Below are 24,602 nucleotides of genomic sequence, written 5' to 3'. Positions count from 1 at the left end.
TGCCCAAAAAAATCCACTCAATGCACCCGACCTTCAGCCTGCACTCAGGACTAAAGATCAAGCAATTGGCACTGCCAAGCCATCAATATTTCAGCGGGCTCGACTTCCTTGGCCGCGATCGATTCAATGGCTGCCTTTGAAATGATTAAAGCACTATCAATATCAAGGTCTGTAGCCACCTGATCACGCTTCGCTGCTAACTCAGCACAACGATTTTCAAATACCTCATCCTTGATCCGGCGTTTCGCCGCACGCTGCCTTTTCGGCCAGAGGTTCTCAGGAACCTGCTTCGCCTTCTCAACAGCCGCATAAAAGTTCTTCCTACGAGAACTTCTAAAATGCTTCGGCAGCTCAATATCGCGCCCATTGCAAATGTCATTGACCCACCCAAGTAATTGCTTGTTCCCACATACCATGAATGGTGGCTTGTCCCAATCACTCGCCTCAGCATCACGCCAATACCAAAGTGCACGTAGAAATAGTAAACCTTTCGGGTTAAGCTTGCCTGCCCCCTGAATCCTCCAAGGATCTTCCTTACTCTGTGGCCGATCCAATACCTTAGCACGTGCCTGCTCACAGCTTTCTACAAACCATTCGTAACGCCCCTTCTCCCGAAGTTGCTTCAATAAAAGCTCCACCATCGGCTTGAGATAAAATACATCATTGATTGCGTACTCCATCATCTTCTCCGTCAATGGTCGCTTCGACCAGTCAGCCTTCTGCGAACCCTTCGATAATTCAACCCCCAAAAAATGCTCAACCAAATTCGCGTAACCAAACTTACGCACCCCTAACAATCTCGCAGCAATCTGCGTATCCCACACCACCGGCGGTACAGCATCCAAATCACGCCGCATCAACATGATGTCGTAATCCGCACCATGCATCCATATCTCAGAACTACGAATCAATTGCTTCAAAGGCTCCAAATCCTCTATCGCTAATGGATCGATTAGAGTGTGCCGCTCTCCATCACTGTATTGAATCAGACAAAGCTTCTCGTGATAGCAATGCAAACTGTCCGCCTCAGTATCCAAGGCGTGAAATTCCCCATTACTGCCATCCAAAAATTCGGCTAGTTCTTGAGTTGTTTGAATCATTTGTGCTTCTTTGATTTTAAGGGGGTGAGACTCAATCTAGCAGATTAGAGCCCCTTCAACAACAACTCAGTGTTATTCTGCGTCTTCTCCAGTGCCTTTAGCAAAGTCGTTATAGAGTCACCCACAGGTAAAGCAGCCACCACACGGCGAATCTCTAGCACCGCACGCATCTCATCTGGATGATACAGTCGGTCATCATTCCGCGTTCCACTCTGCGGAATATGAATGGCAGGGAAGATACGACGTTCCGCTAAATCCTGATCAAGTCGGATTTCCATATTTCCCGTACCCTTAAATTCTTCAAAAATCACCTCATCCATGCGGCTTTCCGTTTCGATCAAAGCTGTCGCTAAAATCGTAAGCGATCCCCCCTCTTGGACGTTGCGCGCAGCTCCAAAAAACTTACGAGATTTCTGCAATGCTGCAGGATTCACTCCGCCACTTCCAATAGGTCCGTTGCTTTGCGCATTGTTGTGACCCCGAGCTAAGCGCGTCAGAGAATCCAACAGTAACACCACATCCTTACCTAACTCCACGAGTCGCTTTGCACGCTCTAATACCAAATCAGAAACCTGTGCGTGACGACGTGCTGGCTCATCAAAGGTGGAGCTGAAAATATGTGCATCCACACTTTCTTCAAAATCTGTGACTTCCTCAGGACGTTCATCAAGTAACAAAACAATCAACTCGACTTCTGGATGATTTGCGCGAATCGACTTTGCAATCTGCTTCAACAAAATGGTCTTTCCTCCACGCGGTGGGGCCACAATTAAGCCCCTTTGCCCCTTGCCCAGCGGCGCAATCAAATCGACGAGACGCACACCTAGCCCCCCCTCTTTCCCATTCTCAAGAATGATACGCTCATTCGGGAACATAGGAGTCAATTTATCGAAATCTTTCGGCTTCGTGTACTCAGACAATGGCAAACCTTCGACCTCCAGAACCTCCATCGCAGACAAGTACTTATCACGCCCACGCGGTGCACGCATCCTGACTTTCACCTTTTGCCCGACAAGTAATCCGTGATTGCGGATTAACTCACCACCTATGTACAGATCGTCTGGTGACGTCTTAAATGAACGCTTCGGGTCACGTAGCATCGCATAGTTGTCCTTCGCCTGCTCCATGTAGCCTTCGCCTTCCAAAACCGTGCCGTGCTTTGCGTAAAAACTTAAAATATCAAAAACCAACTGTGATTTTGTCGCCGTCGCTTGTGACCGTATCGGTAAAGACTCAACAATCTCATGCAAGTCCGCCAAGGGCTTGTCTCGGAATGCATTGACTGAAACAAACTCTGGCACCTCAATCACTGGCTCCTTTGCTGGCTCAGCTGCAGCCTCTGCCACTTCTTCTACTGTGGCCTCATTGTCTAACTTAAGCTCTTCTTGCTCAGCGTCTGGAGTTTCGTTTTCTTCACTCATCGGTACTTATTTTCTATAAATCTTTGGATCTGAGACCGTAACACCACCTCGGAACCTTCGTTCCAAAACACAACATCGGCACACTTCTGCTTCTCAGAAATGGGAAGTTGTGCCTCAAGAATGGCCTGAACAGTCACATCATCGAATCCGTTCCGCATTATCAGCCGCTGCACCTGCGTCTCGCGCCGCACAGCAACCACCAGATTTGCATCCTGACCGAAGTCAAAGCCACCTTCAAACAAAAGGGGCACGTCCGCAATAAACGATGACGTCCCCACACTCATAGCGGATCTCTCCAAACTAGCAAGACATTCTTTTCTCACCAATGGGTGCACAATCGACTGAATCTGCTCACGTAAACCAGACTCTGCAAACAATCGCCCCCTAAGAACATCACGATCTAACCGACCGTCCCCACCTACGCATTCCCCACCTGCCAACGCAGAAATAGCCTCTATCACCTCCCGCCTCTCATACAATTCCTTCACACAAGCATCTGCATCAAACACAACCACCTCTGGATCCAATTGCTTGAAATATTTCACAGCCGTCGACTTCCCAGTCGCAATACCTCCCGTTAGTCCAAATACTCGCATGCTAGATAAAAATGAAAGCGGGGTAGCCGCATCGTGCTACCCCGCTTGTAAATCAATCAATGGAATTTGTGAACCTTAGAGTGGTGGGAGAAGGTCACCGCCACCTACTGCACCACCTACTGCGTCAGCTGACTCCAGCTCACCCATTGGGTTACGCACGGACTTACCTGTTGCATCGATGATGTTCACAGAAACGAAGATGATCAAGTTGCTCTTGATGTGGTTCTCCGCCTTAGATTGGAAGAGACGTCCAACAAGTGGAAGATCACCAAGTATAGGCACTTTGTCTTCTACGTTCTGCACGTCTTCACGCATCAATCCACCAACTGCCACTGTGTGACCGTCATAGATGGTGAGACCGGTATTCACACGACGTGTGGAGAATACTGGCATCTCGATGCGGTTCTCAGTAATTGTAATGATCACTGGGTTACCAAGCGCATCAGACGCTGTGGTCTGAATCGGTGAACCGTAGTTGATGAAACCTTCAAAGTCCACAATCTCAGGTGCGAAACGCAGATCGATAGTATAACCATCTTCACCAAGTGTCGGCTCTACTTCGAGAGTCACACCTGTGTTACGAGTCTCGAACGCTGTCGGAGTCGCTGGAGTCACCGGGAATACTGCGCCACCTGTAAGACCACCGTTAGCACCGTTACCAAGCGCAGTAGTTCCTACGTTGTTTGGAAGTTCTGGTGGTTCGTATTCAGTTGGGTAAATAAACTCACGAATAATCTCGATCGTCGCCTTTTCACCAGAACGAGCAACAATGCTCGGAGCTGTCATTACATCAGCACCCTTCTTCTGTGAGAGACCACGCATGATCATCTGTACCTGACCATCAGTGAAGAGACCTGTGAAAGATAAAATACCAGGTGCAACACTGTTGTTCTGAATACCACGGTTAGGGTTGTTGATGAATGCATCAATACTATCACGAGTGATCGCATAGTCACCGGAACGGTTAGCTCCAGTCATGATGTTAGTCACACCCTGAGTCGGGTCAGATGGAATACCTGGGATAGCGAAGCCGTTGACTGGGCTGCGGAAATCACCCCCTGTACGTGGAGATCCGTTACCATTAGTACCACCGCCAAGGAACACGCTGCTTGCGCCGTTCAATGGAGTAGGCGTAAGAATCCAGTCGAAGCTGAGCTCGTCCGTATTCTCTTGGTTGATCTCCACAAACTTTGTGGACATGCGAATCTGCTTTGGCTTCTGGTCCTTGATGTCGTTAACAAGCTTTTCAACAATGTCTAAGTTGTTAGCAGTGTTACGAACAGTAAGCACTGAACGAGCACGTGAGAAACTTGCTGTAGCTCCATCAGGGAACGCTACACCTGAATTCTCAAGCAATTCTTTTACTGGAGGTGTTGGACCTAATGCACTGCCACCTTCTGGTTCGTCGGCAAATGGGTCATCACTCGCTGCACCACCACCGCCACCGCTTCCACTGATCAATGTAATGAAATCAGGTGGAACGTTGAATGTGCGAGTGTAAAGCTCTGCGTCGTCAAAGTCCGTTGCAGGAAGAAGCACCACTGCATAGTCTTCTACTTTGTAACGAAGTCCAGTCACATCACAAATCTGCTGCACTGCAACTTCCAAAGGAACATTGCGTAACTGGAGTGAAGAAATGGTCTTGGATCCCGGCTTGGCTCCACCACCAAATTCAGAGGCTCCATCGTCATCAGCCGCAGCACCAACAACGGTCGGTGTGCGCACAACAAAGTTAACACCCTTCTTCTGTGGGTCTAACTCAAGTGTATCGAGTTCACGTGCACGCTGACGTAAAATGTCAATTGCCTGATCAACAGTCACATCGGAGAAATCCACTACGGGCAGTGTGATGTTCTGCAACTTACGACGGATGTACAATGCACCTGTTACCTCAATATTCTCGTTGCCAGTTGGACCATCATTCCACTGGACACGCGGTGCAACCGCAATCTCCCACGCCTTGTCAACTTCCATCAACAACTCAGCACGTGTCTGGTCGTATGCAGCACGGTAGTAATCGGACTTGATGTTATTAAGTCTCTCCATGCCGCGGCGAGCCGCCTTGTTATAGCGGTCTACACGTAAAATTTCTTTGTACTCTTCTTCCGCTTCATCATACTTACCAAGGTTGTGATAACCTTCTGCACGATAGAGATGCTTTCTTACTTTTTCTGCATCTTGCGTGTGCTCGTATGTGAGAACTGGATTCGTACGAATTGGGTCGTCAAGGTACTCTAACTGTTGCTTGGCTGCCTTGTTAAGCGGGTCTTTAGCCAAAACATCTGATAGGATCTGACGCGCTTCAGCGTAACGTCCTACACGACGGTAAGCGGTGCTGAGTGCGATAGAGCCATCCACAAGATGACCAGTATAAGCATGACGACGATCAGCTACTGCAGGTCCAGTAGGAAGAAGATTTAGCGCTTTGCGATACTCCGCTACAGCTTCTTCGTACTTTCCTTCAGCATATTGCTTTCGGCCTTCAAGTAATGCGGCATCCGCTTCTTGCACCTGTGCAGCACGTCGAGCAATCTCCTGTTGGACTAATGATTGCGCCTGTGCGACATGGGATGCTAGCGGCATAACAGCAGCCGCCGCCATCAGCATGGCTGCGGTGCGACTGGAACGATGCGTAGGTATTTTTTCCATGATTGGTGGGTAGGTTCTTCTAATTTTAGGGGGCTTGTGAAGCACTTTTTTCAGAATTCTGCAAATTTTGAGAATCTTTTTTGTAATTTTTGCTTAAATGATTTTTCAGGGACTAACAGTGAACACTATCAGTTCCTACGTACTGTAAGGGTTTTGGACTCTTTCTTGCCGTCAATCTCACCTTCAAGCTCGACAGTATAAACTTCCTTCTGACCGATGACTGGCGTGATTCTCGCCACACGATAAGGCTTAACTTCGGCCTTAGGATCATAAGGAAGCGAGAATTTTTCGAATTCGCGCACAGTAAATGGCTCCCCCTCCTTGCCCAAAGCATGCAGTGTGAGCTTCACTGAACGATCCTGAACTTCATTATGTCCGCCATCAAATGCCCCCTTTCTGAGCAAAGTAAATGTTTCTCTATCAGTTCCCTTATAGAGCGGGTCTGTATCAGTAACAGTGTAAGCATCTTGCTCACGTCCATTCGGGTCTTGAACTTTCTGAGATCCTGCTCCGAGAACAAAACGTTGTTCTAAGCCCTTGTTCTTAATCTTCGCATTGTCAGCAGAGAAAAACTTCGCACCATGCTGAACACGCTCATTAAATTTTTCCCTATTGTTATCACGGTAATAGAGAGTGATAGAGTCTGCATCAAAGGAACTCCAACGCATTTGCATCTTAAATACCAATGCCTCGTTGCCGACAACCTTCGAGAGTGGTGATGGATACTTCGTGGCATCAGCGGGATTCGTCTGAGCATCATACTCCTCGCGGTTAGTGAACCCATCCTTATCAAAGTCGCGCTCAGGTGCATTCGCAAAACTTGGGTCAATCCCATGCTTGCGCCACCACTCATTGGCAATCCCCTCATGAATGTTCTTACTCTCATAAGGATCAAGCGGGGTCGTTGAACCCTCTGCTACATAAAGCTTCTGCCCTACGAAAAGATCAACCTCACGACCATCGATCACCTTAGGACGAATAATTGCTGTTTTTTCTCGCGCTTCTAACACTGATGAAATTTCAGCCAACTTCTCCGTACCTGGATCATCATTGCGATCAAAGCTCAACTGCTTATCACTCGGCTTATCTCCACCACCAAACACGCTAGTAGCCACCACACCGACTAAGATCGCTGCCGCACCACCTAGTGCAGCCTTCTCATAATTTTCTTTTATCCAAGACATTGTATCAATCTGTGTGTTTAACCAGCATTGCTAGTTTCTTCGATTTTTGCCTCCTTCTTCATCTCATCGAGGGAAGGCATTCCCTTACCTGTCAATAAGATGAGATCTAACTTGAGGAAGACATTCACTTTCTCTGCTCCAAGAATAGGCAAGATAACCCGAGTATCATCGTTGTCATTTGCCACTTCTGGCACATCTTGCTCCTCTACTTCTACTGCCTCTTCAGTCACTTCCGCCCCCTCTTCACCTTCGGCGACATCCTCTTCAATGACAAAGTTTTCAAAACCAAAACTATCATCAGCTGCTGGTGCCGCTGGCGTCTCGAATCTGGCATCACCAGTAGTTGGCGGAGTCATGCGCTCGTTTTGGACACGCACAGCACGAATCACAAAAGGGTACTTTTCTGTATTAGCAATCACAGATAAGAATTCAGAAAGTTCGGCCTCAGTACAACGGAAAGTAAGCTCCATAGGCATCTCAATGAGTGCCTTTTCCTCTTCTTCCACCTCTGCAGCACGTCTGTTATTCTTTCTCGTCGCCGGACGTGCCGGTGCAGACTCAACCTCCAACTTCTTACGAACAACATTTAACAATGCTTCAGGCTTTTGTTTAGCCAATTCACCCAAAAGCCATTCTGTCGCTTGCACTTGATAGTTGAGCTCACCAGTCGCTTCAGGACGTGGAAACTTGCTCGCATACGCCTCGAAACCATAAACACAACGCTCAGGCAACTCTACGTCATTCCCCTTAAAGCTCTCGTCAAGACGCTCGCGAAATTCACTAACAATCTTACTAAACCTATCTGGAGCAAAATCCTCCACCACCTTCGCATCAGGCTTATAAGCCGCAAACTTAGCACCAAGATCCCGTGACGCCTGAGAGTAGTCGTCCACAATATCTGTCTTATTTGCCAAATTTGCCTGATTCGGGTAGGGCTGCACAGCTTGAAGCTCAGCTTCTTGCTTCAAGGCTTTCTTCAACTGCGTCTTTGCTGATTTGAAGTCATCACCTTTCCCCATTGAGAGAGAGATAAGCACTCCTGAACCGACGAGTGTGACCCCTGCTAAAGCGGCCGCAAATTTATTTTCCTGTATCCAGCTCATTTCTTTATTGGAGTGGTAATGGTTGTTTAAGTGGAATGGTAACCGTGAAGGTAGCTGCGTACTCTTCCTCCTTGAGCATGCTCTCAATCTCAGAGTACTCCGCTGGCGTCATGGTTCGAGTAACGGGTCTAGGACCACTCTCGTCAGTGATCTCCAGTGTGAAAAATGGCGATTCAGAGGTCAACTTCTTCACAAGTTCGTTCACTCGTGAGGCCCCACCTGCTCCCCTCCACAACCCCTTGATGCGAACTGCATTGATCATAGGGGCCACGTAATTCGGGTTCGGACGATTGTTCTTACCAATCGTTGCCGGCTCATCTAACTTAGGCTCCACCGCCGCTTCCGCACCATACGCAAGACTCGCAAAATCACTACGCACAGCTTCCTCAGCCGGCTTCTCACTACCCACCTTGAAATTAATCAATGGGCTCATATCCGTGACCCACACATGCGTGGAACCAAATCGTTGCTTTAGATCATCCACTAACTCTAACCAATACCTCTGCCCATTATGAGCCTGAACAAATTGATCCGCAAATGCTTGAATCACCTCCTCACGCTTTACCTGCTTTTCTATTGGTCTCGAGTATTGCTCTAAGCCCTTAATACGCTTTTGCACACTTGCAAGCTTGCGCTCAGCGTCACCCGCCTTCGAAGAACTACCTGCGTACATGACACCAAAGGCTGCTAAAGTCACGGCAGCTGCTCCAATCAAAAATGGTCTGCGACGCTTCTCATCACGTTCAGCCTGCACAACCTCTGGCACCAAATCAATCTGGATGGGCGCACGGTCAACAGAACGCAACGCCACACCAACTAACTCACCTAACTGATGGGCTTGCGTGGAAACCTTATCCACGTCCACTTCCTGCCCCACTGAAATGCGCTTCAGCGGATTAAAGAATTCAACAGGCAAACGTAACTTTTCTTGGAAGAAATCCCCAATGCGCGGCAAGTTCGCACCACCACCAGCTAGATAAACGCGTGTCGGAGCACTGCCACCATGCTGGCTTCGGTAGAAATTCGTCGTACGCGCAATCTCCGCAGGCATGCGATTTAATGCCGTACGAATACATGTCGCTAACGCACCAGTGAGTTCATCAAGCTGTGAAGTGTGGCGCGTATCTAAGGCCACCATTCCATTACTTACCTTCTGGGACTCAGCCTCCATGTAGGAAACATTGTATTCCTTCGAAATCGCACTGGTAATCGCTGCACCACCAATCGCAATACTGCGGGTAAATACACGCTTACCTTCAATGTAGATCAAGTTACTGGTACGAGCTCCAATATCAATTAACAAACTCGTCTCTTCGCTGTCACCATAGTTGTAACGAAATGCATTCGCCAATGCCATGGGTGAGGTGTCCACATCGCCAGTCTTCAGACCTGCTTCACTCACACAATCATTCAGCTCATCCAAGGCGTCACCTTTGATAGCTACTAGAACCACCTCACGTTCAGAACCAGGTGATTCAAGTAACTGCCAATCCCATATAACTTCATTGATCGGGAATGGAACATGCTGCTGCGCTTCAAACGCCACCAACTGCTCGAGATCGTCGTCCTCTAACATAGGCAACTTCACAAAGCGCGTGAAAACAGATTGCCCAGAAATTGCATAATCGATCTTATCCTTAGAAAGCCCAATCTTGTTAGCGAGCTCTCCAACAGCTAACTTCACCTGAGGAAGGCGAGTCATCTCTGCTGCTGGATCTGCTAGTATCGCTGTCGATTCGTAGCTTTTGAGGATTAACCCACCGTCCTTAGAGCGGGAAAATCGGCCCATACTCACGGTCTGCGAGCCAATATTAAGTGTGATAATGGACTGCGGTTCAGCCATAATATTGTGTAGTGTTTAACAAATGATCAAATGAGGCTCGCACTCGTACAAAATGAGTCGCGAGCCGTTCTGCGGAACTTAACTAACCGAACTAGCGACGCTCTGGCTTGATTTCAGCATAGCGGTCCCACCACAAAAACTTGAAGGGTGTCTCGTTCTTATTCAGCAACGGAACACGATCAAGCCTAGACGCCTTAGTCTTAGTCCACCAACCAACTTTTTCACCGTATGCAAAATAGCGCTTCTTATTCGATTCTCTGGTTGTCCCATTAACTATCACCTCACCTCCAATAGCTTCGATAACTCCTTTACTCGCTCTATCACTTCCACTGATGCGTTTAATTGCTGAGGGCGACAAGTATACCGAGGAATACACATCCTCACCCACAGGTACATTCACGTGCTCAACTTCCTTCTCTAGAATGTATACATCCCTGGACCCTTCCGGCTTGACAGCCACATACCATTTTACTGTGACACTATCGACAAAACTCTGCCTATAAGTCTTCGGCATCTCAACCTTAAACTTCACCTCAGCCTCAAGCCAATCCTTTGGTTTCCAGCTCTTACGCTCTGTATTCCCCCCAACTACTGGAGACTGCAATGTATCAAATTTTGGATCTGACGCTTCGGCATTTCCTGCCTGACCATATAGTGGAGCAGCCATTGATAGTGCCGCTACGAGCGCTGTAGAACACAGCATTTTGAGTTTGGATTTTTTCATAGGTAATAGGACTTCCCATAGAACTAACGAAGCCTAACCCCACTTGGCGAGTATAAATATACAAAAAAATGAAAGATCTCAAATCCTGTAATATAAGCATCGAAATCGGCAAAAACGATTTCACAACCATCCACCCTTGCCCAAAGCGATTCCAGACGCTAAACCCCGTCTCCTATGGCCAAGCAAGCGAAAACAGCAATCCAACCTACACGCTCAGAAGACTTCCCTGAATGGTACCAACAAGTCGTCAAAGGAGCGGACCTTGCAGAAAACTCTGAAACACGTGGCTGCATGGTCATCAAGCCGTGGGGATACGCACTCTGGGAAAATATCCAACAACAGCTAGATAAGTACTTTAAACAAACTGGCCACCAGAACGCTTACTTCCCACTCCTCATCCCTCTCTCCTACTTTGAAAAGGAAGCTGAATGCGCCGAAGGCTTCGCCACAGAATGCGCCGTCGTCACACACCACCGTCTCGAAGCAACAAAGCAAGAAGATGGCAGCACAAAAATGGAACCAGCCGGCGAACTTAACGAACCCTACGTTATCCGCCCAACTTCCGAAACAATTATCGGGGCAGCTTTCTCGCGTTGGACTGAATCCTATCGCGACCTCCCTCTCCTGATTAACCAATGGGCCAACGTCATGCGCTGGGAAATGCGCACCCGCATGTTCCTTCGCACCGCAGAATTCCTCTGGCAAGAAGGCCACACAGCTCACGAAACAAAAGAAGAAGCCATTGAAGAAACACGCCAGATGCACAGCATCTACGAAAAGTTCCTTCGCGAGCACCTCGCCATCCCAACCATTCCCGGAGAAAAATCAGAAGCCGAACGCTTCCCCGGTGCCGACATGACCCTCACTGTCGAAGCGATGGTCCAAGACAAAAAAGCAATCCAAGCGGGAACCTCTCACTTCTTAGGCCAAAATTTCTCCAAAGCTCAAGATATCTCATTCACTGCGCGTGATGGCTCCACACAACACGCATGGACCACATCATGGGGAGTCTCTACCCGCCTGATCGGCACACTGATCATGGCACACTCAGATGACGATGGCCTCATCATGCCTCCACGCGTTGCCTCCCAACAAATCGTCATTATCCCAGTCACCCCCAAAGAAGACACCCGCGACGCAGTTATCGACGCCTGCCTCGCACTCGCTCAAACATTACGTAGTAAAGACTTCCACGGTGAACCAATCCGCGCCCACGTCGATAAGCGCGACCTGCGTGGCGGTGAGAAAAAATGGGAATGGGTGAAAAAAGGCGCCCCACTCAGAATCGAAATCGGCCCCCGTGACCTCGAATCCCGCAAAGTCTGCCTCCAACGCCGCGACCAAGCCGCTAACGAGAAAACCTTCCTCGATAAGGAAGAATTCCTTCAAAATGTAGAAAACACACTCCAAGAAGTGCAGGATGCACTCCTAGAACGTGCCACCAACTTCCGTGACGCAAACACGCACACATGCTCCGACCTCGCCGAATTCGAAAAACACTGGCAATCCGACCAACCTGGCTGGCTCGTCACCCCTTGGGCCGGCACTACCGAGGAAGAAGAGACCTTGAGTAAAAAACACAAAATCTCCATCCGCTGCCTCCCACTCGACCAACAAGACGGAGACGAAGCCCCCTGCATCCTCACAGGCAAAACCACGAAAGCCCGCGCCATCTGGGGACGTAGCTATTAGATCGCTGCGCTCTCGTCATGGGTCATTGATCAATGAGTTAATGGCCCAGCACACTCAAACCCATCCACACAACTAACCAAATCAGCTTTAGTCAGCAACTAGCCAAGCCTAATGACACTTGACTTATAACCCCTGACTTCGGCGTAGCCAAAATATTATGCTAGAACTCAAAGACGTCAAAACTCACTTCCCAGTGAAAAAAGGCCTCATCTTCACTAAACAAGTCGACACCGTGAAGGCCGTCAACGGGATTACTCTGAGTATCAAGCAAGGTGAAATCCTCGGGTTGGTCGGTGAATCTGGCTGCGGAAAATCCACCCTCTCCCGTACTATCATGCAACTCATCCCCTCCACAGAAGGGGATATCACCCTAGAGGGACTCAACCTCACCAAACTCCCCCGAAGCGAAGTGCGTAAACACCGTCTGGATTTTCAAATGATTTTCCAAGACCCCTATGCCTCACTCAATCCACGCATGACCATCTTCTCCACACTCGCAGAAGCACTCACCCAACGCCACCCAAACTTAAAGAAAAATAAATCTAAACTCACCGAAGCTGTAGTCGCCCTCATGGAACGCTGCGGACTCAATCCCTCATTCATGCAAAAATACCCGCATGAATTCTCCGGCGGTCAACGCCAACGTATCGCTATCGCGCGCGCCCTCGCTCCTGAACCAAAACTCATCATTGCTGACGAACCAGTTTCAGCACTAGACGTCTCCATTCAGTCACAGATCCTCAACCTCCTCCTCGACCTGCGTAGAGACCTCAACCTCACCATGATCTTCATCTCTCACGACCTCTCCGTCGTTCGCTACCTAGCAGACAATATTGCTGTCATGTATAAAGGTGAAATCGTCGAATATGGTGACTCCGAGCGCGTCTTCAACGAGCCAGAACACAGCTATACAAAACGCCTACTAGACGCCATCCCCCACCTCGAATCCTAAGCTCCCCCTGGATTCGATCATTGACACAACTCTCTCCCACTAAATACAAATAGGATACTCCAACTCCATAGTTGTGAGCCTCCCCTATTTGTTATGATAGATAGAACTTCAACTCTAGCCACACTCGTCACACTCTCCCTACTGAGCGCCTCCCAAGCAGCCACCACCCTCTTTTCCATTAATGCTGAAGGTCGCTACGGACCAAACCTTACCAATGCCTCCTCAAACGTTACCAGCATCACCTCCTCTGGCCTAGGTACTCAAACTCTCACCATCACACACACTCTATCCGAAAACGACTATGACGGTGACCTCGTCAACGACACCCTAGAAGTCACATTCACAGCCATTGTCGACAGACCCACTGGCAACACTACCGGCGTCATCCGCCAAAATGGCCACAAACTCGGCGTCGACCTATCTGGCGCTAGTAACAATACAATCAACGCCGCTGACGAAAAAATTGATATCCTCATCACCGGCGCCACACTCACTCTCACTGGCGCCGCCATGGGCTCATCAGGCTCCGTCACCGACTTTGACATCACGGGCTTCACAATGGGGGACTTCAACGATGCCTCTGAACTCTACATCCTCAACGGCACCCCGGGCCAAAATGCTAACGACGTCAACTTTGGCACTGAAGTCTCAGGCTTCGACATCGAATTCGACACCAATAGCAGCGCTGGTTACCGACTCCGAACCGTCAAATACAACGTCGACATCAGCGTCACCGCCATTCCCGAGCCCTCCAGCGCAGCCCTCCTCCTCATCGGCGCACCCCTATGCTTGATGCGCCGAATGAGAAAGTCCTGAGTACGTGATTTGAGAAAAACTTATCCACCCCTCACACAGGAAGACTGGATACCTCTACCAAGTAGAAATAGCTTTGAGCTTCTCCATACGCGCATCCAAATCGGCCCGCTCAATAGACTGAAGCTTCTGGGTGGAAAATGCCTCGCAGGTATAGCTTGCTGCCACCGTCCCGCGAACCATCGCCTGACGTAAATCATCAAAACTAAAGGCCACACTGTCCAAACTCGCTAGATAACCAGCCATCCCTCCTAAGAAGGAATCACCAGCACCAGTCGGGTCTGCAACCTCACGCAATGGCCACGCCGGACAACGAAATACCTCTCCGCCCTTCGCAAACAACATCGCCCCAAATTCCCCTAACTTGATGATCACATGCTCAGGCCCCTTCGCTAACAACCTCTCGCCAGCCAATACCAAATTTGATGTCTGCGCAAACTCGCGCGCCTCAGATTCATTGATCACCAACAAATCAATCTTCTCCAACACCTCATGCAATTTCTCAGTCGCGATCGCTATCCACAAATCCATCGTGTCCGCTATCACATAGCGCTCAGCACTTTCACAACCCTCTAGCATCTGCAGTTGGTTCTCCGGTGACATATTCGCTAAGACCACAATCTGACTCTCTGAAATCTCACTCGGCACCTTCACCTCCCACCCTTCTAACACATTCAACGCAACCGCATGCGTCTCGCGATCGTTCATGTTCTCCATGTACTCGCCAGACCAAGTAAAGGAAGCACTGTCAGAACGCTCAACTCCCGCCAAGTTCACCCCATGGCTTGAAAGCATGTCCAAATGTTCTTGCGGATAGTCATGCCCAATAATTCCAACCAAATTCACAGAGTCATGGTAAAAACTTGTCGCCAATGACGCATATGCCGCAGAACCACCTAACAAATTGCTAGCTTCAGCACTCGGCGTTTTCACGTTATCAATGGCAATAGTGCCACCCACAATTACAGATTTCTTTTTCATAAATTTTATTCGTTTAGCTTTCTAACCACCTCAGAAGACGCTTCGCATACCGAGTCGGCCAATAATACATCAGACACTACCACCACGCGCTTTGCCCCCGCAGCAACAACCTCTGATAAATTATCGCGTCGCACCCCACCAATACAAAACACCGGAATCTTCCCACCAACCAACGACTGCACCCTTGCCACATCCTGCATGCCAATCCCCGGCCTCCCCTGCTTCGTGGGGGTCGGAAATAATGGCCCAAACCCTATGTAGTCAAAACCTTCTAACATCGCCTCCTCAGCCTGCGCCGGCGAATGCGTTGAACGCCCCACAATCATCTCATCTCCAACCACTTCACGCACCCCCGCCAAACTCCCATCATCTTGCCCGATGTGCACCCCATCCGCACCCACTCTCAAAGCGATCTCAGGATAGTCGTTCACGATGAACGGGACACCTCCTTCACGACAAACCTCCTGTAATTCCTTCGCCAGCTCTTCTACTTCCTCTTTTGCAACACCCTTCGCCCTCAGCTGAACCACTCCCGCACCACCCTCTATCAAACCTCGCGCAACCTCAGCTACTCTCTCTGGCTTCACATAACCAAGATCAACAATCCCATAGAAAGTCGCACATTTTAGTTTAGATTTCATAAATACCTACCAGCCAGAGCTTGTGCTAGTTGGATACGATCTAGACCATTGCTCCAGCATTTCAATCCAAAACAAAGCCCAGCCAACAGAACGCACACCAAACTCAGTGATTTTCCTCCGCCAATCGGGCTTTCTTTCTTGCAAGATGCCCCTCAGATTCTTACCACCACGCAGAACAAATGGACGATACACCAACACCAATTGCCGAAATCGATCACGGCCCATCAAAATTTGAAGTTTTCCTCGAGGAAAACCAGAAACTCCTCATGACTCTCGCCATCGTCATCTTTCTCGGCGTGCTCGGCTATGTCGGCTACACCGGCTACAGTGACATGATCAAAGCTCAGGCAGGTGAAGCACTCACTGCCGCAGTAGAACCCAGTGAACTCGAAGCTGTCATCAGCCAACACGGAAATACAGCCTCCGCGGGCGCAGCATCTCTCCTCCTCGCATCCACGAAAGCGGAAGAGTCTAACGAAAAGGCAATTGCTGAATTGCAAAACTTCATCAGCACCTATCCGAACCATCCCGCCATACCAACCGCAACCACAAGCCTAGGTCTGCGCCTCCTCAACGAAGGCAAACTCCCCGAAGCGGAAGCCCAACTCGCCTCCGTTCTCGATATGGACAATGCTGAATTCATCACCCCAGCCGCTCAAATCGGCCTCGGCGATATCGCTCAACAAAATAACGACATCGCTCGCGCTAAAGAATACTACACAGCCGTCACCGACCTCATCACGGACTCTGACGCCGCTACCAATAACGACACCATCAACAAGTTCTCGGCCTACAAGTCCATCGCTAGCGACCGCCTCCGCTTCCTCGGCGCCAATGCCCCTAAAGAAGTTGAGAAAAAGGTCACACCAGCCCCCGCTGAAACTCCTCAGCCACAAGATGGCAACCCCAGCGATGCAAGCACTCCAAACACTCCCGCTGAACCCGCCGCAGAAGAATCTGCAACAAGCGAAGAAAAAGACGAAAAAAATTCACAAGTCGCTGAGTAAGCTATAGGGTAGCCCCAAAATATTCCTCATCACTCTTCGCCACAAACGAAGAACCCATTCATAACCATCAGAAATTAAATACCAGCCGTGTCTGTATTCAAAAAATATATCAGCAACCAAAACGAAGGCACTCCAAATCAGGGCGCTCCATCACCATCCAGCAGCTCCCAAAGCGCAAGCTCCCAAACAGCTCCATCTGCGAGCTCCCCAGCTGCCTCTGAAACCCGCCCACAGTCCTCACAAAAGCCAATCGCCGAGCAACGCCCAAAACAACAATCCAATACTTCCCAAATCGCCGCAGGAAGTGGACGCAATATGCTCAGCTCCGATGTCGAAATCAAAGGTCAAGTCCGCTTCACCAATGACCTCGTCGTCGATGGCAAAATTGAAGGTGAAATCGATTCTGATGGCTCACTCACTGTAGGTGAAAACGCTCGCGTTCGCGCTGAAATCCGCACCCGCTCCGTCGTCATCTACGGTAAAGTTCACGGCAACATCACCGTAGCAGACCGCGTCGAACTTAAAGCAAATGCAGAACTCGTCGGTGACATCAAGGCTGCCACCCTCTCCATCGAAGCGGGTGCAATCTTCGTCGGCAAGTCCACTGTCGGTGCGCCTAGCTCAGTGCCTGCTCAGACAACACCTAACAAGCCCGCTGCATCCGCTCCTGCAAAAAAGGAGAAGACGGCCGCAGCATCCTAAACTCTCAGCAGCCCACTGCTAAGAAACCGGTGCATAAACCCACCCAGAATGCTGATTCACCGGGCTCTCGGCCAAATAAGCAACTAGATCTAGATATCTAAATATTTCAAACGGACACCCTCACCAGGGTTGTCCGTTTTCCTTTACCACTACCCCTCAGAACACTTGTAATTTCCTCCCCCCCGCACTACAGCACAAGTCATCTGAACCCGCCTACCGAATTCTATACATCCATGGCCACTACCGCTATCGACCTCAAAGAAGAAATTCTCCAACTCAAGAAAGAACGCAACGCCGTCATTCTTGCCCATAACTACCAAGTCGGAGAAATCCAAGATATCGCTGACTACGTCGGTGACTCGCTCGGCCTCGCCTATAAAGCTCAAGAGACCGACTGCGACGTCATTGCTTTCTGCGGTGTCCACTTCATGGCCGAAACCGCTAAAATCCTCAACCCTAACAAAACTGTCGTTCTCCCAGACCGCGACGCGGGTTGCTCACTTGAGGAATCCTGCCCAGCCGAGGACCTCGCGGCATTCCTCGAAGCGAATAAAGAAAAGAACTACTACGTCATCGCCTATATCAATTGCTCAGGCGGCGTAAAAGCTCTCTGCGATGTCATTGTCACCTCAGGTAACGCTATCGATATCGTCAATAAAGCCCCCGCTGACCGCCCTATCCTCTTCGTCCCCGATGCCAACCTCGGCGCCTGGGTCATGGAACAAACTGGTCGTAAAATGGACCTCTGGCAAGGCGCCTGCTACGTGCACGTCGAGTTCACCCAGAACTCCATCAACAAAATCAAGGAAGAATACCCAGAGGCGCTCGTCGTTGCACACCCCGAGTGCACCACCGCCGTTCGCATGCTCGCCGACGAAGTCTGCTCAACCGAAAAAATGATCGGCTTCTGCAAAAATGCACCAGTCAAAGACATCATCGTTGTCACCGAATCTGGCATGCTCCACCGCCTTCAGAAAGAAGCCCCGGATAAAAACCTCATCGCTGGCCCAACAGATAAATGCGCCTGCAATGACTGCCACTTCATGAAAATGAATACCATGGAGAAACTCCGCGATTGCCTCCTCAACCTCACCCCCACAGTTGAAATGCCCGAGGAGATCCGCCAACGCGCAGAAGCCCCCATCATCCGCATGCTCGAACAATCGAAGTAAAAAACACTTCCCGCACCTCTTCTAGCACACCACCTCCTCAGGTGGTGTGCTTTTTTTGTGTCCGCCCCCATCCTTTTAGATACTCCAGCGGAATAATGGTTGAAGCCTGATAGACAACCAGCCAAGATACCTTCCACATGACAGCGGAATCCACAGGTACCGACACTCAAGTACAATCCAAAACCCAGACCACCCCTCCTTGGTCTGTTGTCATCTTTGACGACCCAGTCAACCTCATGGCTTACGTCACCCTCGTCCTCAAACGCGTCTTCGGATACCCTAAAGAAAAATCAGAAAAACTGATGCTGGAAATCCATAACGCTGGCAAATCTATCGTCTGGACCGGCGAAAAAGAACAAGCCGAACTCTACGTCCAACAACTCCATTCCCACCAACTTAAAGCCACGATTCAAAAAGCAAAATGAGAGTCGCACCCACACTCGATCGCAGCCTCAGAATCGATGCTGAAAACCCCACTGACTGGCTTGTGTTAGAAATGATCTGCACAGATGCCAGCCAAATGCCTGACGAGCCACTCGCGGAACAACTCTCCCTCTACATGTGCGCCGATGACGACTGGGCTGATCTCATGACCCCAGAACTCAGCGAACAATTTAACGAGCAAGTCCTCCACGTCTCACGTGCCATCAGCACCGCAGAGAAAAACCCCGACCTCACCGGCTCTCTCTTTATCAAAGCAGATGAAGCCGATATCTGGTTCGGCGCTATCAACCAAGCACGCCTCTCACTAGAAGAGCGCTTCGAAGTCAGCCAATACGATGACTCCGATGACCAAGACGCTCTAGAGTTCGAAAACCCGAACCTCAAAGCCGCCCTCATCCGCTACCACTTCTACACTAGCCTCCAGTCCATCATGCTGGAATACATCCTCGACTAAGTATGCCTGCTAGCAACATCTACGCGTTCTATGGTACCGACGATGGAGCCTGCGCTGAAGCCGCCCTCCGCCTCTTCAATAAACTCAAACCTGAAGAGGGTGACGACTTCGCCAATGACCTCATCGATGGCAATGCCGATAACGCCGAGCACGCCTACGAAATCTCCCAAGAAACCATCCAGGCCATCCAAACACTCCCCTTCTTCGGTGGCGGAAAAATCGTCTGGCTCAAGCGCGCCACCTTCATGGGCTCCGACCGTACCAGCGAAGCTGAACGTGCCAAACTCGGTGTAGAAGCCCTTAAAGATACCCTCGCAGCTGGCCTCGGTGAAGGCATCACCTTCATCCTCTCTGCCACTGGTATCGATAAACGTAGAAGCTTCTATAAATGGCTCAAAGATAACGCCACCCTCGAAGAACACAATAAACTCGATACCTCCAAAGACGGCTGGGAAGAACAAGTCGCACACATGGTCCGTAAACGCGGTAAGGAACTCGAACTCCAATTCACCAATGATGCACTCGAGCTCTTCGTCATGCTCGCCGGAGAAGACACCCGCCAAATTAATGTCGAAATCAATAAGCTCGACCTCTTCCTTGGCAAAGACCGACGCACCGTCGAACTCGATGATATCCGCCAGATGGTCCCACTCTCCCGTGCAGGACTCGTCTTCGAAGTCGGCCGCGCACTCCAACGCCGTGACGGCGCCCGTGCTCTCGAACTCATCGACCAACAACTCGACCGCGGTGAATCCGCCATCGCCATCTTGCGCGCCTCACTCATCCCTACCATCCGAAACCTTTTCATGGCTCGTGCCGCAGGAGAAAATAAAAAGCTCCCCACCCATAACTATAACGCATTTGCCGGCGCACTCGATAAGCTCCCAGAAATGGATCGCGCCTGGCTCCCCCAAAAAAAAGCAGGCGGCGTCAATGCCTACCCACTCTTTCTAGCAGCTAAAGATGCTCAAGCCTTTCCCTTCCCAGCTCTCAAGAAAGCCATGGAGTCATGTCTAGAAGCCGACCGCTCACTTGTCACCACGAGCCTCGACCACCGCATGGTCCTCCACAGACTCGTCGTCGAACTCATGAGCTCAGCTAAACAACGACGACGCTAACCCCAAGCTCGAAACCTTCACCCGAACCTAGTGAGCAAAAAAATTGCTCACTAGACCTTGAGCTCTTCTTATCCCCTTTCTCTTGCTCCAGTAACCACTCGATAAACTTCCGGTCGCTGTATACACGTGGCGCAAAGCCGTGCCCGACTCCCTCATATTCAGTATACTTCACCTGACCACCAGCTTGCTTTAAAGCCTGCACCAAATCTTGAGCAAGATCACTTGGACTCACCCTATCTCTCTCTCCCTGAAAAATCCACACTCCCATCTTCGATAAAGCTGGTACATCTTCCATCACCACAGCTGCAGTCCCTGCCGCAGGTGCCACTGCAGCAAATAAATCCCCATGCATCCCGGCATAGCGCAGCGCTCCCTCCCCACCCATTGAAAAACCCGTAATCGTAATCTTCTGTGTGTTCACCGAATATGCCTTACACACTGCACGAATCGCTTTGCCCAATGCCTCAGCATTATCCGGCGTCTTTCCCTCCACTCCATGCCGGCGCGCCCTCCACGCAGATTGCTTCGCCGATGCTGGAACTGGTGCCCATAACTTCCCACGTGGACATCTTGGCACCAATATCAAACACTCATAAAGCTCCGGTTTCTTCAGCGCCTCCTTGATAATTGGCATCGAATTCAACCACCGCCCCAAGGCATCTCCACCATTATCCCCAGCTCCACCAGACCCATGTAGGTACACCACCAATGGATAACTGTCCTTCCCGTTATACCCAGCCGGCAAATACAAACCCGCCGCCTTCTCCCCCTCTCCAGTCGCATACAAAAAATTGACACAACGCGCCTCCCCACCCCTAACAAGCAGTGGGTAGCTCACTACTAACCACAGCAAAAATCCACCTACTATTGAGCGCCCTCTCATGCCTCACCATTGTGCAACACAGCTTCAGCCATCCGCATCGCCTCATAGTTCCTCCTGATCTCATGCACCCGATGCAGCTGCGCACCCGCAAGACGCCCCATACTCGTCAGGGCTACCGTCCCAGTATCCCTGTCTTCTGCGTCCTCTAATCCCAAGACTTTCCCGATCATCGACTTCCGAGAAACCCCTAACATAACAGGTCTGTTGTTCACTTGTAAGGTCGAAAGCCCATGCAGTAACTGCAAGTTGTGATCGAGAGTCTTTCCAAAACCAATACCTGGATCGAAACACAAGCATTGTGGATTCACCCCTAATTTCGTCAGCGTCCGGTAGCGTTCCTCAAAATACTTGCGCACCTCGCGTAAAACATCTTCATACACTGGCTGATCCTGCATCGTGTCGGGACTCCCCTGCATGTGCATCACGATCACTCCCACATCCGTCTGCGCACAGACCTTCGCCATATTCACGTCCCCCTTCAAACCTGTCACATCATTGACAATGTCAGCACCTGCCTCAATCGCCTGACGCGCCACTTCTGCCTTGCTCGTATCTATGGAAATCAAGCAATTACTCGCCTCGCGCAAGGCTCGTATCACTGGCAACACCCTAGCCAACTCTTCCTCCTCAGTCACTTTAGCAGCCCCAGGCCGAGTCGACTCACCACCAATGTCGATAATCTCAGCCCCCTCCTGTAACATCCCAATCGCATGCTGCACTGCCAATGGAATATCAAGATACTGCCCACCATCAGAAAAAGAATCGGGTGTCACATTCAAAATCCCCACAATCAGTCCCTTCTCAGTGAGATCGACAACTCGACGTCTTGTTTTCCAGCGCATGCCGTTAGTAAGACATTCTGCCCGTATCTGGCAAACTGAAAACTTGAAAGCTGACGAAATTGTCGCTTAGCTCATCCTCATGACCACGATCCCTCGCCTCTTGCTCATCGCAGTCGCGCTCATCACCTGCGCCCCTGCCAACCTTCTAGCCCAAGGAAAATCAACGAGTAAGTCCAAACACCTCGCCCGCATCTCAAGAAACCGTGATGGCTCAACCACTGAATTTAAACGCGATGCCGGAAACACCACCCTCCAAAAGCGTACCTACGTTGAGAAAGCCAACGGGGAACAAGTCACACGCTCCCGCACCATCTACCGCCGTGATAAATTCGGTAACCTCCGCAGCGGTATCGTCTACGATGGCAAAAATAAAAAACTCTTCCGCATCGTCTACGGCTACCACAAAGACACCGGTCGCCTCATCGCCGAAAATATGTTCGATGCCCGAGTCAAACGCACCTTCGCACACAACCCCAGCAAGGAAGAGCCTGTCCGCGCTACCCGATACTACTATAACGCCCAAGGCGAGCGCTCCGCCCCCATCACCTTTACCTCACAAGCTGGAAAAACCTCCGAAGAACTCATGAACTGGCTCGATAAAAATAAACCCGGCTCCGATCACGACGCCGACCCATTCAAACGCGTCCCCGTCAACCCCAACTCCAGACCACTCGGCCGCTAAACCCATGCGCCCAGAAGCTCTTCTCACCCTCCTGGGCTTTGGTGCCCTCATCGTTGGCACCAAGCTCTACGTCGAACGCCAACTCGAATCACAACCTCGACAAGACAATACCATTCACCCTGGCGACTCGAAATATATCGCCCAACTCGAAGAAGAACTCGACCGCCTGCGCAACGATAATGCCGCCCTCAGAAACCTCCTCTCCGCAGAAGCCACCACCGAAATCGATCCCGCCCTCATCGACTTTGTTGAAAAGGATGTCGGCCTGAGCTTCCGTACCCCTCCCCCCGTCTTCAAACGCTCCGAAGATATGCTCCACGAAGCTGCCAGCCAACTCTGGCTCGGTACCTTCAATGAAGTTGGACTAGAAATGAGAAGCTATGCCTACGATGTCCTCGGTCTTCTCCCTCCCAACCAAAACTTCATCGGCCAAGTCATCGCCGCAGAAACCACCGGCGCCATTGGCACCTACGACTATATCTCAGGAGAACTCCTCCTAGCACCTCACTTTGACCCAGAAAATACCCACCACCAAGCCGGACTCATCAGACTCCTCGCCATCTCGTTGTTAGACCAGTACTACCCGCTTTCTAACACACTCACCGACGACCAATTCTACTGCCACATCGGCCTCCAGCGTGGACGCGCGTCCCTGCTGCAAGATCGCTTCTACGCCATCCAAGCCAGACGCAATGGCTTCATTGACCCGGTAGATAACACCGAAGCTCGTGAAATCTTTGCCGCCCTCAGCCCACTTCCAAAAGCCATCACCACCTTTGCCAACACCCACGCCAAAGCCTATCTAGCCACCTTCCCTAGTGCCGAAGCCCAACTTAGCACCCTCAAATCTGACCGAGCATCCACGCAGGCAATCATGCTCAAACGCCCGCTTTCCACGCCCCCATTCACCCCCGCAGAAGGCGAAACCATCCAGCTCTCCACCCAGCTCGGAGCCCTCACTCTCGATGCCTACCTCCAACAACTCGAACTCCCAGATAACACCATTCGAGACCTCGTCGAAAACCTCCATTCAGACACCCTGAGCATCACCACTGCCACTCCCAATTCCGCCACAACTTCTTGGTCCTTGAAGTTCACAAATGCTGACGCAGCCACCAACTTCTACCAACATGGCCAAAAAATAAGCTCAACACTCCCAAGGCCACCTCAAATCCATCAAGATGGCCCCCTCGTCGTGTTGAGCATTTCTGAAGCCCTCGAAACGAACTAGGCTGTAGCTGTGAATTCCGTCACCACACTAGGCGGTGTGGACAAAATGGTTTGCCGCCCGCTGAGAGTAGATTTTGCATCTGCCAAGGCGGAGTTCATGGCGTGGATAAACATCCTCGCCATGGAAGACAACGAAGCCAGATACAAAAGATGCCTCAGCCTCCCAAATCCCTTTGCCGCATGGCAACTGACTCCAATCACCTTATCTAAAAACGGGTGGTGAAGCAATTTGTCCACACCGCCTAGTGTGCTGTCAGCGAAGTCCTGTGCAAAATGATTCGATTTTTTCAAAGATCTGGTCAGCCGAGGCAGTCCACTTGAAAGGTTTGGATGCACGGTTACTTTCTTCAATATAATTCATGATGGCTC

At 50.3% G+C, this 24,602-nt stretch carries 23 protein-coding genes; 11 read left to right on the top strand and 12 right to left on the bottom strand.

Annotation, left to right across the window (positions count from 1 at the left end; translation table 11 throughout):
• Window positions 1-50 precede the first annotated feature (50 nt).
• The 8 genes from ACFSW8_RS16155 to ACFSW8_RS16120 form a co-directional block, all read right to left on the bottom strand.
• Complete coding sequence (locus ACFSW8_RS16155) at window positions 51-1,100, bottom strand: ribonuclease D (protein ID WP_377088719.1); 1,050 nt, start codon at window positions 1,098-1,100, stop codon at window positions 51-53.
• Window positions 1,101-1,144: 44 nt separating this feature from the next.
• Window positions 1,145-2,521: a transcription termination factor Rho gene (gene rho / locus ACFSW8_RS16150; protein WP_377088718.1), complete on the bottom strand. Its 1,377-nt coding sequence runs from the start codon at window positions 2,519-2,521 to the stop codon at window positions 1,145-1,147.
• Complete coding sequence (coaE, locus tag ACFSW8_RS16145) at window positions 2,518-3,117, bottom strand: dephospho-CoA kinase (protein WP_377088717.1); 600 nt, start codon at window positions 3,115-3,117, stop codon at window positions 2,518-2,520. The genes rho and coaE overlap by 4 nt, the downstream gene beginning before the upstream one ends.
• 75 nt (window positions 3,118-3,192) lie before the next feature.
• Window positions 3,193-5,766: an Amuc_1098 family type IV pilus outer membrane protein gene (locus ACFSW8_RS16140; RefSeq protein WP_377178772.1), complete on the bottom strand. Its 2,574-nt coding sequence runs from the start codon at window positions 5,764-5,766 to the stop codon at window positions 3,193-3,195.
• Between the two features lie 128 nt (window positions 5,767-5,894).
• The gene (locus ACFSW8_RS16135) at window positions 5,895-6,950 is read right to left on the bottom strand and encodes an Amuc_1099 family pilus-like system protein (protein ID WP_377088715.1); all 1,056 of its coding nucleotides are present in this window, start codon (window positions 6,948-6,950) and stop codon (window positions 5,895-5,897) included.
• Between the two features lie 17 nt (window positions 6,951-6,967).
• Complete coding sequence (locus ACFSW8_RS16130; RefSeq protein WP_377178770.1) at window positions 6,968-8,053, bottom strand: Amuc_1100 family pilus-like protein; 1,086 nt, start codon at window positions 8,051-8,053, stop codon at window positions 6,968-6,970.
• Between the two features lie 4 nt (window positions 8,054-8,057).
• Window positions 8,058-9,896, bottom strand: a complete 1,839-nt coding sequence (gene mul2B / locus ACFSW8_RS16125) for an Amuc_1101 family PilM-like pilus complex protein (protein ID WP_377088713.1) — start codon at window positions 9,894-9,896, stop codon at window positions 8,058-8,060.
• A gap of 91 nt (window positions 9,897-9,987) precedes the next feature.
• Entirely contained in the window at window positions 9,988-10,620 is a 633-nt protein-coding gene (locus ACFSW8_RS16120) for an Amuc_1102 family pilus-like protein (protein WP_377178768.1), read from the bottom strand.
• Between the two features lie 174 nt (window positions 10,621-10,794).
• On the opposite strand from ACFSW8_RS16120, the gene proS reads away from it, so the two are divergent.
• The 3 genes from proS (at window position 10,795) to ACFSW8_RS16105 (ending at window position 14,080) form a co-directional block, all read left to right on the top strand.
• Entirely contained in the window at window positions 10,795-12,312 is a 1,518-nt protein-coding gene (gene proS / locus ACFSW8_RS16115) for a proline--tRNA ligase (RefSeq protein WP_377088709.1), read from the top strand.
• A 157-nt stretch (window positions 12,313-12,469) separates the two neighbouring features.
• Window positions 12,470-13,264 carry an ATP-binding cassette domain-containing protein gene (locus ACFSW8_RS16110; protein ID WP_377088708.1) on the top strand — a complete coding sequence of 265 codons (795 nt, stop codon included), beginning with the start codon at window positions 12,470-12,472 and terminating at the stop codon, window positions 13,262-13,264.
• 93 nt (window positions 13,265-13,357) lie between these two features.
• Window positions 13,358-14,080 (top strand): PEP-CTERM sorting domain-containing protein, encoded by a 723-nt coding sequence (locus ACFSW8_RS16105; protein ID WP_377088707.1) that lies wholly within the window; start codon window positions 13,358-13,360, stop codon window positions 14,078-14,080.
• Between the two features lie 54 nt (window positions 14,081-14,134).
• Here ACFSW8_RS16105 and ACFSW8_RS16100 read toward each other — a convergent pair whose 3' ends face one another.
• Window positions 14,135-15,058: a PfkB family carbohydrate kinase gene (locus tag ACFSW8_RS16100; RefSeq protein WP_377088706.1), complete on the bottom strand. Its 924-nt coding sequence runs from the start codon at window positions 15,056-15,058 to the stop codon at window positions 14,135-14,137.
• Window positions 15,059-15,063: 5 nt separating this feature from the next.
• Complete coding sequence (gene thiE, locus ACFSW8_RS16095; protein ID WP_377088705.1) at window positions 15,064-15,699, bottom strand: thiamine phosphate synthase; 636 nt, start codon at window positions 15,697-15,699, stop codon at window positions 15,064-15,066.
• Between the two features lie 179 nt (window positions 15,700-15,878).
• Between thiE and ACFSW8_RS16090 the strand changes: the two genes are divergently transcribed.
• From ACFSW8_RS16090 to holA, 6 genes are all read left to right on the top strand, one after another.
• The gene (locus ACFSW8_RS16090) at window positions 15,879-16,706 is read left to right on the top strand and encodes a tetratricopeptide repeat protein (protein WP_377088703.1); all 828 of its coding nucleotides are present in this window, start codon (window positions 15,879-15,881) and stop codon (window positions 16,704-16,706) included.
• A gap of 87 nt (window positions 16,707-16,793) precedes the next feature.
• On the top strand, window positions 16,794-17,408 hold the full coding sequence (locus ACFSW8_RS16085) for a bactofilin family protein (protein WP_377088702.1): 615 nt from the start codon (window positions 16,794-16,796) through the stop codon (window positions 17,406-17,408).
• A gap of 233 nt (window positions 17,409-17,641) precedes the next feature.
• Window positions 17,642-18,580: a quinolinate synthase NadA gene (gene nadA / locus ACFSW8_RS16080; RefSeq protein ID WP_377088701.1), complete on the top strand. Its 939-nt coding sequence runs from the start codon at window positions 17,642-17,644 to the stop codon at window positions 18,578-18,580.
• Between the two features lie 137 nt (window positions 18,581-18,717).
• Window positions 18,718-19,005: an ATP-dependent Clp protease adapter ClpS gene (gene clpS, locus ACFSW8_RS16075; RefSeq protein ID WP_377088700.1), complete on the top strand. Its 288-nt coding sequence runs from the start codon at window positions 18,718-18,720 to the stop codon at window positions 19,003-19,005.
• On the top strand, window positions 19,002-19,478 hold the full coding sequence (locus tag ACFSW8_RS16070; protein WP_377088699.1) for a DUF2017 family protein: 477 nt from the start codon (window positions 19,002-19,004) through the stop codon (window positions 19,476-19,478). The genes clpS and ACFSW8_RS16070 overlap by 4 nt, the downstream gene beginning before the upstream one ends.
• 2 nt (window positions 19,479-19,480) lie before the next feature.
• The gene (gene holA, locus ACFSW8_RS16065; protein WP_377088698.1) at window positions 19,481-20,596 is read left to right on the top strand and encodes a DNA polymerase III subunit delta; all 1,116 of its coding nucleotides are present in this window, start codon (window positions 19,481-19,483) and stop codon (window positions 20,594-20,596) included.
• Here holA and ACFSW8_RS16060 read toward each other — a convergent pair.
• Window positions 20,577-21,479 (bottom strand): carboxylesterase family protein, encoded by a 903-nt coding sequence (locus ACFSW8_RS16060; RefSeq protein ID WP_377088697.1) that lies wholly within the window; start codon window positions 21,477-21,479, stop codon window positions 20,577-20,579. The two genes, holA and ACFSW8_RS16060, sit on opposite strands and share 20 nt — an antisense overlap.
• On the bottom strand, window positions 21,476-22,321 hold the full coding sequence (gene folP, locus ACFSW8_RS16055) for a dihydropteroate synthase (RefSeq protein ID WP_377088696.1): 846 nt from the start codon (window positions 22,319-22,321) through the stop codon (window positions 21,476-21,478). The genes ACFSW8_RS16060 and folP overlap by 4 nt, the downstream gene beginning before the upstream one ends.
• A 79-nt stretch (window positions 22,322-22,400) precedes the next feature.
• On the opposite strand from folP, the gene ACFSW8_RS16050 reads away from it, so the two are divergent.
• The gene (locus tag ACFSW8_RS16050) at window positions 22,401-23,003 is read left to right on the top strand and encodes a hypothetical protein (protein ID WP_377088695.1); all 603 of its coding nucleotides are present in this window, start codon (window positions 22,401-22,403) and stop codon (window positions 23,001-23,003) included.
• A 4-nt stretch (window positions 23,004-23,007) separates the two neighbouring features.
• Complete coding sequence (locus ACFSW8_RS16045; protein ID WP_377088694.1) at window positions 23,008-24,234, top strand: hypothetical protein; 1,227 nt, start codon at window positions 23,008-23,010, stop codon at window positions 24,232-24,234.
• Window positions 24,235-24,602: the final 368 nt, after the last annotated feature.

The organism is Rubritalea tangerina (genome assembly GCF_042683245.1).
GTDB lineage: Bacteria > Verrucomicrobiota > Verrucomicrobiia > Verrucomicrobiales > Akkermansiaceae > Rubritalea > Rubritalea tangerina.
The sequence above is the reverse complement of the archived record's forward strand: the minus strand, read 5'-3'. Positions and strand labels throughout refer to the sequence as shown.

Coding starts and splice junctions, on each gene's coding strand:
- ACFSW8_RS16100 (WP_377088706.1), bottom strand. CDS start 15,058: ATGAAAAAGAAATCTGTAATTGTGGGTGGCACTATTGCCATTGATAAC.
- ACFSW8_RS16050 (WP_377088695.1), top strand. CDS start 22,401: ATGACCACGATCCCTCGCCTCTTGCTCATCGCAGTCGCGCTCATCACC.
- ACFSW8_RS16120 (WP_377178768.1), bottom strand. CDS start 10,620: ATGAAAAAATCCAAACTCAAAATGCTGTGTTCTACAGCGCTCGTAGCG.
- ACFSW8_RS16060 (WP_377088697.1), bottom strand. CDS start 21,479: ATGAGAGGGCGCTCAATAGTAGGTGGATTTTTGCTGTGGTTAGTAGTG.
- ACFSW8_RS16140 (WP_377178772.1), bottom strand. CDS start 5,766: ATGGAAAAAATACCTACGCATCGTTCCAGTCGCACCGCAGCCATGCTG.
- holA (WP_377088698.1), top strand. CDS start 19,481: ATGCCTGCTAGCAACATCTACGCGTTCTATGGTACCGACGATGGAGCC.
- ACFSW8_RS16070 (WP_377088699.1), top strand. CDS start 19,002: ATGAGAGTCGCACCCACACTCGATCGCAGCCTCAGAATCGATGCTGAA.
- mul2B (WP_377088713.1), bottom strand. CDS start 9,896: ATGGCTGAACCGCAGTCCATTATCACACTTAATATTGGCTCGCAGACC.
- proS (WP_377088709.1), top strand. CDS start 10,795: ATGGCCAAGCAAGCGAAAACAGCAATCCAACCTACACGCTCAGAAGAC.
- folP (WP_377088696.1), bottom strand. CDS start 22,321: ATGCGCTGGAAAACAAGACGTCGAGTTGTCGATCTCACTGAGAAGGGA.
- nadA (WP_377088701.1), top strand. CDS start 17,642: ATGGCCACTACCGCTATCGACCTCAAAGAAGAAATTCTCCAACTCAAG.
- coaE (WP_377088717.1), bottom strand. CDS start 3,117: ATGCGAGTATTTGGACTAACGGGAGGTATTGCGACTGGGAAGTCGACG.
- ACFSW8_RS16135 (WP_377088715.1), bottom strand. CDS start 6,950: ATGTCTTGGATAAAAGAAAATTATGAGAAGGCTGCACTAGGTGGTGCG.
- ACFSW8_RS16130 (WP_377178770.1), bottom strand. CDS start 8,053: ATGAGCTGGATACAGGAAAATAAATTTGCGGCCGCTTTAGCAGGGGTC.
- ACFSW8_RS16090 (WP_377088703.1), top strand. CDS start 15,879: ATGGACGATACACCAACACCAATTGCCGAAATCGATCACGGCCCATCA.
- ACFSW8_RS16105 (WP_377088707.1), top strand. CDS start 13,358: ATGATAGATAGAACTTCAACTCTAGCCACACTCGTCACACTCTCCCTA.
- thiE (WP_377088705.1), bottom strand. CDS start 15,699: ATGAAATCTAAACTAAAATGTGCGACTTTCTATGGGATTGTTGATCTT.
- clpS (WP_377088700.1), top strand. CDS start 18,718: ATGACAGCGGAATCCACAGGTACCGACACTCAAGTACAATCCAAAACC.
- ACFSW8_RS16155 (WP_377088719.1), bottom strand. CDS start 1,100: ATGATTCAAACAACTCAAGAACTAGCCGAATTTTTGGATGGCAGTAAT.
- rho (WP_377088718.1), bottom strand. CDS start 2,521: ATGAGTGAAGAAAACGAAACTCCAGACGCTGAGCAAGAAGAGCTTAAG.
- ACFSW8_RS16110 (WP_377088708.1), top strand. CDS start 12,470: ATGCTAGAACTCAAAGACGTCAAAACTCACTTCCCAGTGAAAAAAGGC.
- ACFSW8_RS16045 (WP_377088694.1), top strand. CDS start 23,008: ATGCGCCCAGAAGCTCTTCTCACCCTCCTGGGCTTTGGTGCCCTCATC.